Raw genomic sequence first — 14,694 nt, forward strand, 5'->3', positions numbered from 1 at the left:
TTTAGTGAATTTGACTATAGAACACAAAAGCACCACGGAAAGGAATAGTCTTATGAAAGCATTTACAGGCACCAGTATTAAAGGCTTGAAAAATAAAAACCGGACACTTATTCTAAAATTAGTGGCAACCTGCTCTCCCATTTCCAGGGTGGAGATTGCCAAGGAGACAGGGCTCACTAAGATGACTGTTGGAAATCTGGTAAATGAGCTGATTGAAAGAGGGTTTATTACAGAATGTGATACCTCCCCGGAAACAGTATCCGTACCAGGAAGGAAACCTTCCATGCTGCGAATCAGTGATCATTCCCCCTGTATCTGCGGGATGTTGATTAAACGTGGATTATGCCAGGTTATACTGGCCGATTTGTCTGGTACCATTATCTCCCAGTCTGAACGGAAGTACCAGCACTCCATTGATGCCGGCTGGCTGGTAGATACCCTGATGGATCTTTTTCTCAACCTGAAACACGGGTTTACCCGGGAAATCCTGGCAATCGGAATTTCCTCCATAGGTCCTCTGAACAGCCATACGGGAACGATCCTGAAGCCGCCTTTTTTTTATCACATTGAAAATCTTCCCCTTACTTCCATTATATCAGAAAAGACAGGACTTCCCTGCTTCTTGATTAATGACGCTAATGCAGGGGCTCTGGCAGAAAAATTGTACGGTCTTGGAAAAAAAAACCCTGATTTTGCCTATCTGCACATCATGAACGGAATAGGCGCAGGGTTTGTATTGGATAATAAGCTGTTTGACGGCCACCGCGGCCAAAGCGGTGAAATCGGCCATACCTCCATCAACTTCAGCGGCCCCAGGTGTGCCTGCGGCAACGTGGGTTGTCTGGAGCTATATGCCAACCTGGATCAGATGCAGCGTCGCATACGGAGCATGTGCTCCTATTTTCCGGGCAGTTCCCTGGCTGCAGCACCGGAATCCGCCACATGGGACGCGATTATCCGGGAAGCAGGAAAAAGAGATCCTCTGGCTCTTGCTGCCATGGAAGAGTTCTGTGATTATATCAGCTATGCCATGATTGATGCACTGAATCTTCTGGATCTCTCTACTGTTATAGTGGGTTATGATGCCCCTGATAATTCCTGGCCAGTGGAACGCTTCCTCTGTGACAAGCTTTCCAATGCCGTAATCGCCGCTCCTTACAGGGAACTTCATATCCTGCACTCCTGCTTTAATGGTAATGCTCCTCTGATTGGAGCTATCGCGGTTGCGGCAGAGCAGATTTTTTCCTTTAACCTGCCTGTATTTGAACCGGAACAAAACGAGAACGAACCCTGCGGCTAATACTGGCCGGCAGGGTTCGTTTGTATATGTTATATTTAATATCCTGATTCTTATTGAATCCATACCCCATTGCTGTCAACCAGCCTGCCATCTGGAGTCACATCATTCATGTATAATGATCCATTGGGGCGGGAATGACCTTCTGGTTTTTTATATTCCCATTTCCCATGATTCAGTGACCAGCCGGAGGGACCTTCTGCCTGCGGGGTTAAATAATACCATTTTTCATCAATGCAGATCCATCCTTGCGCCATTGTCCCGGAAGAATCCAGATAATACCAGCAGCCATCCATCTGATCAAAGATCCAGCCAGTCTGCATGGCTCCGTCCGTACCCAGCCGGAACCATTTTCCGTTGTCGAGAAGCCAGCCGGTTATCTTATTGCCTTTATCATTGAAATAGTACCACTTTCCGTCTGCTTTTTTCCAACCGGAAACTTTTGTGACCGACGTAGAGCTTTCTTCTTCATCCAGGATTATTTTCCGAAATTCACCTGTAATATAAGTATCTTGCTGAAGCAGGAACTCATATTTTCCGGTCTTATCCGGCGACACATTCTTTCCATTAACAGATAGATGTCTCAGATCATACCCAATGTCAGGAACTGCTCTTACAATTACCTTTCTTCCTTTTTTTCCTTCTGAGAGATTTGCAGTAATGCTGCCGCCTTCCAGACTGTCATCAATGGACACTTGAAAGTGCTCTTCTTCTCCTGCGGTGCTGTCCGCTTTTAAAGTCACTGTTCCGTTCTCCGTCATCACAAAAGAAATTTTATCTCCTTTACGATCCGGATATACGGGTATTTGTCTGGATTTTCCATCCAACCCCTTAAATGTCCCAATAATGGAATTCCAGCCTTTTGCCTGATCAGGAATGTCCATCCATACTTTCACCGGAGCATTTAAGGAAATGGGTCTTCTGGTTCCATACTTATCCTCCAACTGAAGCTGAAGATCCAGGGACTTGCTAAATTCTTCTTCTGTTTCCGATACGCTGCCGTCTTTGACCGACATAACTGCCATACGGATTTCCTGATCCTCATCCTCATCTGCAAAGATCCTGAAAGCGGCTGAGGGGGATGCCTTGGCTGCATCGGAGGCAGTCGCTCTGACTGCATTGGAAGGACTTGCAGTGCTTCCTGTGATTTTAATGGGTATGCTTAACGCAGCCCCTGCAATTTCGATACCAGTGATTTCAGTCTCAGTGGTATCAACCATGCTGTCAATAATACAGTCATTTGCGGCCATTGCAGCCTTATACAGTTCTTCTAACGTAATTAGCTGATCCATCATATACTTTGCCAATTCCTCATTGGAAACGGCGGTCAATGCATTAACTGCCGATCTGATGGCTTTCTGTACCTTGTAATTGCTGTAATCATCGTTGTTTAGTGCCTCGGTTACCGCACTTTCAATAAGGGACTGGACTTTTTGAACGTTTTTCGGTAATTCTGTTTCTGCTTTTCCGCCCAAAGAGACAAATGCCTGAAGCGTTGTCCCATTTTCCAGTTCAGCAGTCACTTTTAACCGGCTGTTCTCTTCGTAATCATCAATCTCAAGACAGCCTTCCCCATCGATACCGGTACCTGATTCCAGAGACTTATCTCCTGTTACTTTCCAGGAAATATTCCCTGCATCATTGGTATAATCATTGACTGCAAAGGACATGCTTTGCCCGGGAGCCAGGGTTACGGCCTGGGGATATAAGGAAGCAGCCATCTGCATTGTTGCATAAGAACTGGAACCGTTCGTCCCTTTCGTCTGAATGGTAAGTTTTGCTCCGTATTCTGTCAGTTCTGCCCTTACATTCTCGTCGGATGAAAGAATTTCTGTCACAGGTTTATTTATTTCGATCACAATAGTACCTGTATTTTTCATAGTTGGGTCAGAGGCAGAGACAGTCAGAATTCCATTCTCATCTTCTTTTGCCATCAACGAGGCAGCGCCTTTGACCGATAAGTCTCCAATTTTTGCAGCAGCATCTGTCCAGATATTGGCTCCCAGTATATTTTTAAATCTGCTGTAGACCGCCTGTATCTGGGAAGTGTTGGATAGGACAGTGATTTGTGGTTCCCTGGAATACTGTTCGGTTTCTTCTGAGGTCAGCCCTGGAAGAAGAACATATTCATACGCTGCATTTTCGGGATTTTTTCCATGATCAAACCACATTTCCAGATAATTCTCTTCCGCTTCTCCTTTTGATGTTCCCACCAGTGACCAGTCTCCTGCATTCCTTGCCTTTCTTACGGATATGGTTTGGGAACCGGCAGGGAAATAATAACCAATATCACTTCCGGCCGTATTGCCCTCCAAATGAGCCCAGGAAATATCAGAAAGCGTTGTTCCTGACACATCCACTTTTCCTTCTACAATATCTTCTAAAGATGCGGGCTCTGTCATAAGATCTTTTGTCTTTCCGTTGATGATCAGAGCATTGTCACCTTCCTGTCTCAGACGCCTGTTTTCAATAATGCTTTCCACCGGATATTCTTCATCGGAATTAGAAATGCCGGCGCCAAGACATATGATCTGTTCTCCAAACATAAACCAGGATTTCTTAGCTGACAGATGAGGAGAATAAGTCACGGCAGGTGAACCCTCTCCCTCTTTGACCCGGACTTCTCCGGTTAAGGACATTCCGTTAATTCCGTCATTCTCTATGGAACTGCCTCCGACCCAGGATTCTCTTGAACGGAAATCACCGCCCTGGGCAAAGCCTGAGCTGTCCGGCTGCCCATTACCGATATTCTTGGAAACGAGGGTCGTTCCCGCCAGCCGGAGGGGATTTACAGTATTCCAGAAATTTTCCGTATACTGCATGGTATCCTGATTGTATAAGTAGGTCATACCGCTTCCCTGATGCCAGCCATACCTGTTTTCATGGTTCATGATTTCAGTATTCTGTATACGTTCTGAATACATGGATAATGCCATCAGGAACTTGTCGGTCCGGTGAATCGCCCGGTCCATGAGCGGCAGATTTTTATGTATGGGAGCAATGGAGGAGGTAATGGAATCATCCTCCAGGATTTCCAGGGCTTTTGCCTTTATCATGATATACTCTGCTCCGGTTAGAGTTTCTATAAATCCAGGATCAATTTCCAACCAGGTTTTTAATGAACTCTTTAATTCTTCCTGCACCTCAAGGGAAACCGAGTCCATAAGCTGGATCATAAGAACCATTGCTTCTCTTCCTGCATCCCGGTTACTGCCGGCAGGCCTGGATACAGAACGTCCTTTCAGAGAATCCAGCATCAGACCGTCATACATTCCATTCAAAAACCCTTCTTTCAAATAGAATTCCAGATTTTCCTGGACTTCTCTTGGATATTCCCATGGGGTTCCGGCAAATAGCGGCGGCATTCCTGCTCCGCCTTTAATAAATTCGATTCCATAGGATCCTAAATATGGCACATGGGAATGGTCAAGATAGGAACCATCTTCATAAAAACCGCTGGTATAGCCCTGATCTGCAATTTTGGTACTGTCTTTCAGGCTCTGGATTATGAAAGTCTCCGAAGAAGCTTTTTGAGCCAGGTGAACAAGCTCATTATCTTCTCTGAGAATCCCCAGTCCTAAGGCAATCCTTGAACAGTCAATGATATTGGCTCCCTGGGCCGTCCGGTATCCCTGGGCATGGGTACTTCCGGTTCCAATGATGCCTTCATGATAAGGATCCGGCTGAAAGAAATACAGCCCCTCGGTATAAAGACTGATTTCTTCCTCTGTTAAGTGGTCATATAAAAGGACCAGTATGGGAAGCAGGTCTTTGGGAACGCCGATTTCCCAAGTCCACCAGTTATCTGTCTGGGTCTTTGGTGAGTAACAGCGGGAACAGAGGTAGTTCAGAATCTGCTTCATGTCCTTTAACAGCTCATCATTTTGGTAGTAAAGGTTACCCTTTGCTGCATATGCCTTTGCCATTGCCATCATCTTTTTAAAAGCCGGACGAAACTCTACCGCATCATTCTCATAGGGAACGTCCGGGTTTCCGGCAGCTCCTTCATCCTGGGGCCAGGGGATTCCGGCACAGGAATTCTGTCCTTTATAAGCATATGCTTCCCAGGCAGATTTTGCCTGATCTTCAATATCGCCAAGGATGTCTCCGCCTCCATTAAGTTCAGTTAAATCATTTCCGATGAGGGAATCCTTCCACCGTTTGCGGATTATTTCGTAATCTTCCGGTCCTGCCTGGGGTAGATTTGCCGGATCTTCATATAAGACTGTTACGTTCCACTTTTTTTGTTTTCCGGTTTCATCAGTGGCCAGTACTGTGACAATTCCTTTTTCATTTGCCGTCAGCAGTGCACCTTCACCGGAAAGCTTTCTGACAGAAGCAATGTGGCTTCCATCAGCATCTCCGGCTTTTCTGGTTCCATCGATTTCACCTTCCAGCAATTCCCTCTTGATTTTACTGCTTCCCGCATTGCGTACATAGTTTCCGTCAGCCTTTGGTATTTTCACTTCCCAATTTATGCTGCCGGACAATTCAACCGGTTTTTCGATCCGGCCTTCCTCTCCTCTTACCAAAACAATCTCATCTCCAGTTATTGCTTCAGCAGCCTTTCCTTCAATCGTCAGAACCACAGGCTCTGTTCCCATTTTGGAAGCATCGAATTTAAGGAAAATTTTAGAGTCAAAAGTAGATTCTGACAATGCCATTGGGTTTGAATTTGTTAGTATACCTTTTCCCCGGCTTTCCAATGTCACCTCCAGATAACCATTGTTTTGGCTGTCAGGCTTTGCTATACTTAGGGTTATGTTACCAGTAGAAGGATCTTTTTTTACGGTAAGTGCCATACACTCATTCATTGTTAAAGGCACTACCTGATTATCCAGTCTGATGCTGCCGGAGGACCACTTGTTTACCGATACAATTCCCTCTCCGACGCTGGAAGCAGCCTGTATCTGCGGCGTATTTATGAGTAGTCTTGCATTGGTTCTATAGAGGCTTGAATTTGAATAATCATCGGTTGTTTTACCTGCGACCATGGTATACTGGTATGTCTCCCCGGGAGCAATAAAAAACTCGGCTAACTGAGCTTTATCAGACTCCTTCGTGTTCAGCCGATAGTATACGTTAGAGGCAGACAGATGGGATCCGGTTTCCCCGTCTCCAAATACATAGGACCATTCCAACGCCTTTTTATCTGTCAAGGAAGACGCGCTGAGCCAGTTTCTCTGGGTATGGACGCCTTTTGTCGGTGTATTGATGAGAGGTCCCCATACTACCGGGTTTGCACTTGCTGTCAGTACATTACGGTATCCGTTGCTGGGATTTGTCAAAGCCAGCTTTGTATCATTTGTAACCGGAATATTATCTACAACGGTTATGATTTGCCCCCTGTTTTCTGTTTGTGTCTGGATGCCCGCTCCAGCACAAAGGATTTCGCCACTGAATAAAAACCATGATTTTACGCCGTGAACCTCATTCCCCAGCTTCACTCCTTGTACACCGTAAGTTTTTGAAAGTGACTTCATTGACATTTCTGTTGTGATTTTAGCCCCTTGAAAACGGTTTTCCCCTTCCCAGAACATGGTTGTTCCAGGTATCAGTGCTTCATTCATGGTGTTCCATGGCGAAGTCGTATCACTGTTTTTTGATAGTGACAGGCTTCCCCCTCCCATTGTAGGATTAATGGTTGCAGCGTAATGCCCTGTGTTTACTAATTCTGAGCCGGATATTACCGGTAACGTCTGTCCTGCAGCCGGAACTGTTATGATCATCTGCATTGCCAGACACATACTTGTCACCCGCTTCCACTTGTTCCTAATCTTTTGCTTCACCCCAAATTCCTCCTTTTTATTAAAATAATTATAATAATGATCTTGAACCTGTTGGTAAATCATCCGTGAATTCAGGTTTTTAAAGTGAGGTCCACTTTGCTTGTGGACTCTTTCTGATTTTCTGCCTGTTATCACAGAAAGGTACATATACCATAAAGACAGCCAAAGATATAATATAAAAATTTATTTAAGTATATGGAATTTTTTGACAATAATAAATGAATTATTTTAAAGATAATTGTAATATTTTAATATTTTTAATAATAATAAATTTAATTTTATAATATTTTTGTAAAAGATGTATTATTTGTGGAAAAAGCAAAAGTTTAATATACTTCACAAATCGTATACAACTTTCTATCCCTTATGCTTTTTCGGCGGATCTTCTGGTTGCTTTTTGTTTACTTTATAATTCAAATCGATTAGGGTGATATGATGTTTCAGGAGTAGCTTTTGCCGCTCTTTTAACTGCTTGATTTCTTCCTTGATACTTGTGATCTTTTCAATTTTAGTTTTGGCAATGTGTAAATGCTCCTTTCAGATTTTTATAGTTTTGGTCGTGGAGGTGTGGTATAATTGGGATAGTAAAAATGAATTGACTTTTACGATTGTGTGGGGAAAAGATGAACAATACATTTATTTCTAAAGTTGAACTCTTTGAACGTGAAAAAGGTTGGTACTATGTTTCTGTGCCAATGGAATTAAGCAGACCTCTTGAATATCTTGCAGACCGTGGGTTGATTGCTGTGACAGCCAAAGTGGGTAATTCAATTTGGCAGACATCGTTATTGCCGATGGGTGATGGAACACATTTCATCGCCTTGCCAGCGAAAGTACGTTTAAAAGAAAACATTTCCCTCGGCGCGGATATTAAAGTTTCATTTGAAACAAGGTCGAGAAAAAGTAAATAGAAAATTGGTTTACGCCATTATGAAAGCCGCCATGCTCTTTTCAGCTCTGCGGTGGTCTGATGGGTTGATAGATTGATTTAGCTTGCAACTTTATCAAATTCGTTTTCCTGTGGCTGTATTTCGTAAACTGTGCCTTGCAGTGGTCAGCAGACCTCCATTCTTTAGATGTTATTAAATGATAAGGACACATCGAAAAACATCAATACGTTGCTGTAAAGATAAGCCATCTTGTTTCAGATGGCATCTTTACAGCAACGATTTGGTTTTGTCGGATTCACGATTGTTATTTCATTAACGAGCCTTTTTACATGTTCTGTTCCGTCTTTGCTTATGGAATAATGCATCCATTTTCCTTCTTTACGACCTGACACAATTCCGGAGTTACACAGGATTTTCATATGATGGGACAGAGTTGGTTGTGTAATGTCCATTTTTTCAAGCAATTCGCAGGCACACTTTTCTCCATCCTGAAGCAGTTCCAATATTGCCAGTCTCTTTTCGTCACATAATGCTTTGAACACTCTCGCATTGTCTTTGTGTTTATCCATGATCACTCTCACATTCATTTTTTGATTTATTGTCATGATGTATTCATATTTGAATTTGTCAATATGTCTTTTACAGATGTGATGGATTTTTCTCTTTACTAATATCACAGTTACGCACATATGGTACGGCAAGACATAAAATTGCATCAAATAAGACGATTCCACCTGCAACCAAAAAACATTTTTCAACGCCATAGCTCTCTGCAAAAATTCCGGAAACAGACAACCCTATTGGGCCGCTGATCAATCGTATGCTGCTGGATAGTGACATGATACGTCCTAAATACTTGGCTTCAAAGCTGCTTTGTAATAATGGAGTATACATTCCCCAATAAAATGGGCCGGATATCCCCATGAAACAGGAACACACAACAAACGCCTTAAACCCATTGGGCGGCAAACTCCCGGAGACAAACAAACTGAGACTCATTAGCAGAAAGGAACCGATTATTGTATAGATTCTGTTTTTTGTTCCACCCCATCTGCCTAATATTATAGAGCCTATAAGCAAACCAATAGAAAACACGACTTCAACAATACTTGCATTTGTGCTGGTTCCGTTAAAATATGACATGCTCATTAGTGGAAATAATGCACTGGCCGGCATCAGGGCAAAGGTATAAAGAGAACCAATGAGCACTAAGCCAAGCATCCCTTTATTCGTCCGAAGTATTTGAAAGCCTTCTTTCGCTTCACGTAAAAGCCGTATTTTCCCAGTGTTTTCACTTTGATCTAATTTGGGGATTGCCGTAATTCCTAAAGTAAATACTGCTATTAATGCCCCTATCACATCTAAAAAGATGATTCCGCTTAAACTCCATGACTGATAAAGAACAGCCGCCGCTACCGGACTTAATATTTGTGTAACAGACTCCAGGGCCTGAGAATATCCGGAACATTTGGTTAATTGATCTATTGGTACAATTTGCGGAGTTACTGCCTGTAAACAGGGCGTGTGAAAGGCAGAACCAATTGATCGAATCAGCAAAACCAGCAGAATCAGTTCCGTTGACAGAGTTCCCATCCACCCTGCAATAACCATGATAAAACTGGCCGCTGAAATCAGCAGATCAGAAATTATCATTATTTTCTTTCTGCTGTAGCGATCAATAAATACACCTATTACCGGACCTAAAATTCCCTGTGGCAAGAAGCCCATCAACATGGACGCAGACAATATCAGAGCCGAGCCGGTTTTGTCGGTTAAATACCATATAATCGCAAACTGAAGAACAGAGCTTGAAAAATGGGAAAATGCCTGACCTGTCCATATGATGATAAAATTTTTCTTCCAACTTTCTATACTTCTATCTATGATAATAATCCTCCCCCAATACTTTATAAAATAATATTATATTCGTCATATCGATAAATGTCAATATATAAAAATCAATGCTTAAATATCGTGTATATTAATGATTGGCAGACTAAGGTCTTGTTTTAATGCTTAACAATCTTAATTATTATCCTATTTTACTTTTCTTGTTTTTATGATTGAAGATACAAAGCCCTCTCCACCCTCTGTTTTCAACGGTTTTTGGACCTTTAAAGTTTTGTAGCAAAAAAAACCATTATCCTCCCTTCCTGTCAATCTGCTTTATGAGATAAAGAAATAAAAAAAGAAAAACTGCAGAATATTTCGCTGTCCTGCAGTCTCTCTTATCATAATATCATGATGAAATGATAAATCAAATGACAAAACCTATGAAACACCTATTCAATGCCTGGACCAACTTCTTCTTCAACAGTACCGGGACCGGGCTGGTCCCCCTGATTCCCTTGATCCTCTTTTTCCGGTTTTGTTTCTTTTGGTTTTTCTCCTTGTGTTTCTTTTGTTTCCTTGATAGTGGCGCCCGGACCAACCAGGCTTCCGTCATCGTTGGTAGGCGCTTCCGTACTCTCATGCACGGCTTCGGTGGTCGCCTCTTTCGTGCTTTCTGCAGTGGTCTCTTCCACGGTTGATTCTGTAGAAGGCTCTGTTTGCGCAGGTGCAGTCTCCTTTGGAACAGAAGAATCCCCCTTTTTCTTGCCGCCTGAACCTCCGCCTGATGGAGCATTCTTCCCAGGCTCTGTGATACCGCTTTCCTGAGAGATCTTATCGCTGATTTTTTTTACAGCCGAAGAGGGAGAAAAATCCTCTTTGTTATAAAGAAACTGATGGAGCTGAATAACATTACTCTCCAATGTGGAGGGGATAACACAATCCATTCTTCCGATCTTCATGGTGGTGCGTGAAAATGGGAAACCGGCAGTTTCTCCTATGTGGTATTTGCTGATTCCTTTTGCTATGGACAGGACATCATTCATACCAACACTGGTGGATATTTGGGGAAATACAGTAGAAACCAAGGTGCTGAGGGTACCAAAATCAGCTTTTTTCGCTTTCTCCATAGCAAGGCTCACCACCTTGCGCTGCCGCTCTGTCCGGTTAAAATCCGTATCCATAAGACGGAGTCTGGCATAGGCTACAGCTTGTACCCCATCCAAATGGTTCATCCCGGCCTTCTTTAGCTGATAAGAGCCGATTCCAGTGGAATTCACGGTTTCAGTAATAAAACCATTGATATAAGCAAATTCTGAATCCGTAATTTCCAGATCCACTCCGCCTAGAATATTAATGGCATCAGCAACGGCTTTCCAGTTAAATGTGGCATAATCGTCTATGTTAAGATCCAGATTCTCGTTTAAAGCATCAACAGCCTGTTTATGACCGCCTTTAAAATAGGCCTCGTTGATCTTGTGATAAGTTCCTTTGCTGTTGATCTTTAAATATGTATCCCTGTAAACTGATACCAGTTTTATTTCGCCCGTAGCTTTATCAATGTTGCAGATCATTTCCACATCGGATAAGGAGCCCTTTTCCAGGTTTCCATCTCTGGAATCCACGCCAAAAATTGCAATGGTCCAGAACCCTTTCTCATGGGTGCGCTGCTTTAACAGAAAAAATCCGGCAACCAGCACCAGAGCCAGAATTGCAAGCTCCATGAATATTACCCGCTGCTTGTGCTTGCGTTTCCGCTTTTTATCCGCTTTATGTCGGCCGCTGTTTTGCGGCCCGTTATAACGGACACGCGGGTTCCTTCCGTCACCTGTACTATAATAAGTCCTGTCCCCTTTTGCCGCCTGCTCCGGGTGCTTTCTTGCCGCCGGATGCGCTCTATCTGCGCTCCCTGGTTTTTTGCTTCCCTCCCGCCTTTTGCGGGCCCGCATGCGGTCTAATTCATCCTCATAATCCATGACCGAATAATCAATCCTTTCCAATATTTTCTTTGGCAGATCCTATCTATTCTATCAGAAATCAAACGGTAATGTCTTGCTTTTCTCTTAATATTATCAGTCAATCAGTTTTCTGCAGTATGGCCAGTTTGCATCCATTGTGGAAACCGTAACATTATTGACCAATGCGCTGGACTCGTGTATCACCGTCATGTTTCCGTTGCTTTCCCAGCAGAGAAACATGACCACATGGGCATCATCTCCTGTTTTTAAGATGATATCGCCTGGCTGTAAATCATTTCTCTGGGCAGAGGTTCCACAGGAAACCAGCCCTCCCGTACTCTCCCAGGACAACCGTTTGTTAAGAGCGGACCAGTATACCCAACTGACCCAGCCGGAGCAGTCCAGCCCTTTCATGGATCGGCCTTTTTCATCCGGTGATACCAGGGATCCAAAATAGTTTTTTTCATAGCCGGCAGACCCCGGCTTTCCACCCCAGTAATAGGGAACCCTTCCCACAGAGGAAAGCGCATAATGGATCAGTTTTCTCCGGTCTTCCGAAAGACCTTCAGGAAGCCGGTCCATATAACTGTCAATCTCCTCATAGGAGAGAGGATTCGTAATAAACGAAGGGGAAAGAGTCAGGCCGTAGCATTCCGTCCAGTCCTGTTTTGCCAGTTCCAAAGCATAGATTTTGTTTTCCTCAGTCCACCCCTGCCAGTCTCCTTCTGCCTTTGCCTCATTTCCAAGGGTATCAAGGGCAAATAAGCCCTTTTTGGGATCTGACAGCCCAGAAATCACCGCTTTTACATGAAGATCCACGTGTCCGGGACAGACGGAAGGCAAAGAAGCCTCTGTTTCTGCAGGAGCCTCGGTTTCAGATGCTTCAGCTTCTGCTGCTGCAGCCTCCTGAAGCGCGATGCCAGGACCGATTTCCTTTGAAGGTTCTGTTTCTTTGCTCTTTTCTGTACTACCGGCAGTATCTGTATTGCTTAAGGTGGTCTCCGTAGCTTCAGAGGATTCCGGAATACTCCCTGTTTCTGCCTGGGCCGGTGTGGCTGTCTGTTCTTGTGGGGAGGCGTCCGGCCTCTCTTCCAGAGAGCCGCCGCAATCATAGACCTGGCTGATGGAATACTGGAAGCTGTGAGAACTTTCCCACAGCTTAGCGGCATAATTAATAAAAGCATCGTAATCTTCCGGTGCGGTATAATAAAAATATGTATTGGCCATTGCCATGATTTCCTGAATATTGGACTGTGGAGAAATCTGTTTTCCCTTTTCATCATAAAAGGTGATATCGATTTTATGAAAGGAAAGTCCTTTAAGTGAGTCTGAGGGCAGTCCAAGGCTTTTAGCAACCTGCTCAGGACTTTCATTGGCCAACTGGTAAATGGATGCCAGCCACTCCGAATCCTTGCGTGACAGGGCTTCTGCTGCTTCTGTGCCCAGGCTTTTTTCCTGGCTGTCTCCTTCTCCATAAAGAAATGCAAGATTGAATGCGATAAGAGAAGGAACAAAAGGAGCAGGTGCGTCTGCTGCCACTGCTGCTTCCTCAGAAATTTCCACTGTTTTTGCTATTGCCGGAAGGGTGGTTTCTGCTGCCGGCGAGATCTGAAATCTATCGTAGGGGGAAGGGTAAGATTGGGAATATGTGCAAAGACACACACTCATAAGAGCCATAAATATGGCGGCTAGCATCTGTACTCTGACCGTTTTTTTCAAATTCATGTTATCGTTCCCGTCATTTTTTCTAGAATAGAACTATAGCATAAACCGCAGCCAAAATACAGAGAGAAAGATTTAATAGTTTATTAAGATTGGTGAAAGATTCAACAGATTGCAGCTGCATCAGAAAGGATCAAGGCGTCTATGGCAACAGCAACCCCGTCTTCGTCGTTGCTTCTGGTTATGAGCCGTGCCCTGCGTTTTATCAATTCCGAAGCATTGCCCATGGCAATGGTATATCCTAAGGGAAGGTTAAGCATGGAAAGGTCGTTTTCACTGTCTCCCATGGCAAGGATTTCCCTGGGATGGATTTTGCCATTTACTGCATATTCCATAAGGGCAGCCCCCTTTTGTGCTCCCCTATGGGTCAGCTCTAAATTGGTGGGAGCCGATGAAGCCACAGAGATGCCTTCCTCCTTTTCCAGAGAAAAACGAATCTGTTTTAGGACTTCCGGATTTTCATGAACAACAGACATTTTATAAATATCCCATGAGGAACCCAGAATCACTTCTTCCGTGGCAAAATGAAAACGCGCTGCAATGGTCTCATAAGTATGCTCATCGGAAACCATGGGGAGAAAAATCTTATCTTCAAAACTTTTCCGGAATTCTTCCATGCTTGATGTGGTGTAGCTTCCATTATCTGTCATAAAGTCATAAAGAACCGGAAAGGGACGGCAAATGCTGAGTATGCGTTTTACCTGGCTTTTTAACAGGGGCTGCTTTCGTAAAGGTCTTCCACTGCTGTCAAAAACGGCAGCGCCGTTCATGCAGATGATGTCACAGGAGATTCCGGCTTCCTTTAAAGGCAGGGAAGCATCTGGAAAGCTTCTGCCTGTGCAGACTATAAAATTAATATTTTTCCGCTTAAGAGCCTCAATGGCGGCAATGTTTAGGGAGGATATCTTTCCAAACCGGTTTAAAAGAGTTCCATCCATGTCAGATGCGACTAATCGTATCATGTGATCTTCCTTTCTTATCTACAATTTCTTTTGCAATGTCAGGATAGTTGGTAATTATGGCTTCGATCTCCTGCTCTGCAAAGTATTCCATCATGCCATAGGATCACGGTTCCTTTCTGCATCTCATAAATTCATTTTAATGATCTGATGTAAAATGAAAAAGGAGCTTTTCGTAAAATGATTGTAAATCATGGTATTGACGCACAAACAATCACAGGCTATAATAAACTAGATTTATGAGGGAGG

Annotated in this window: 8 protein-coding genes; 2 read left to right on the forward strand and 6 right to left on the reverse strand. The window is 43.7% G+C overall.

The features are described 5' to 3' along the window. Positions 1-52: 52 nt before the first annotated feature. Positions 53-1,300, forward strand: coding sequence for an ROK family transcriptional regulator (locus ACYVD3_RS09515; RefSeq protein WP_460642270.1), 1,248 nt, complete (start codon positions 53-55; stop codon positions 1,298-1,300). A gap of 50 nt (positions 1,301-1,350) precedes the next feature. On the opposite strand, the gene ACYVD3_RS09520 is transcribed toward ACYVD3_RS09515, so the two are convergent. Then, on the reverse strand, positions 1,351-7,086 hold the full coding sequence (locus ACYVD3_RS09520; protein WP_460642271.1) for a polysaccharide lyase family 8 super-sandwich domain-containing protein: 5,736 nt from the start codon (positions 7,084-7,086) through the stop codon (positions 1,351-1,353). A 623-nt stretch (positions 7,087-7,709) separates the two neighbouring features. Between ACYVD3_RS09520 and ACYVD3_RS09525 the strand changes: the two genes are divergently transcribed. Further along, positions 7,710-7,997 carry a DUF1905 domain-containing protein gene (locus tag ACYVD3_RS09525; RefSeq protein WP_460642272.1) on the forward strand — a complete coding sequence of 96 codons (288 nt, stop codon included), beginning with the start codon at positions 7,710-7,712 and terminating at the stop codon, positions 7,995-7,997. A gap of 233 nt (positions 7,998-8,230) precedes the next feature. Here the strand turns inward: ACYVD3_RS09525 and ACYVD3_RS09530 are convergent, their stop codons facing one another. The 5 genes from ACYVD3_RS09530 to ACYVD3_RS09550 all read right to left on the reverse strand — a co-directional run bounded on the left by ACYVD3_RS09530 (position 8,231) and on the right by ACYVD3_RS09550 (position 14,448). Next, positions 8,231-8,545: an ArsR/SmtB family transcription factor gene (locus tag ACYVD3_RS09530; RefSeq protein WP_460642273.1), complete on the reverse strand. Its 315-nt coding sequence runs from the start codon at positions 8,543-8,545 to the stop codon at positions 8,231-8,233. A 70-nt stretch (positions 8,546-8,615) separates the two neighbouring features. Continuing rightward, on the reverse strand, positions 8,616-9,860 hold the full coding sequence (locus ACYVD3_RS09535) for an MFS transporter (RefSeq protein ID WP_460642391.1): 1,245 nt from the start codon (positions 9,858-9,860) through the stop codon (positions 8,616-8,618). A gap of 398 nt (positions 9,861-10,258) precedes the next feature. Further along, on the reverse strand, positions 10,259-11,782 hold the full coding sequence (locus tag ACYVD3_RS09540) for an LCP family protein (protein ID WP_460642392.1): 1,524 nt from the start codon (positions 11,780-11,782) through the stop codon (positions 10,259-10,261). Between the two features lie 96 nt (positions 11,783-11,878). After that, positions 11,879-13,489, reverse strand: coding sequence for an NlpC/P60 family protein (locus ACYVD3_RS09545; RefSeq protein ID WP_460642274.1), 1,611 nt, complete (start codon positions 13,487-13,489; stop codon positions 11,879-11,881). A 101-nt stretch (positions 13,490-13,590) separates the two neighbouring features. Further along, entirely contained in the window at positions 13,591-14,448 is an 858-nt protein-coding gene (locus ACYVD3_RS09550) for a Cof-type HAD-IIB family hydrolase (protein WP_460642275.1), read from the reverse strand. Between the last annotated feature and the right edge of the window lie 246 nt (positions 14,449-14,694).

Source organism: Lacrimispora brassicae, assembly GCF_054772055.1.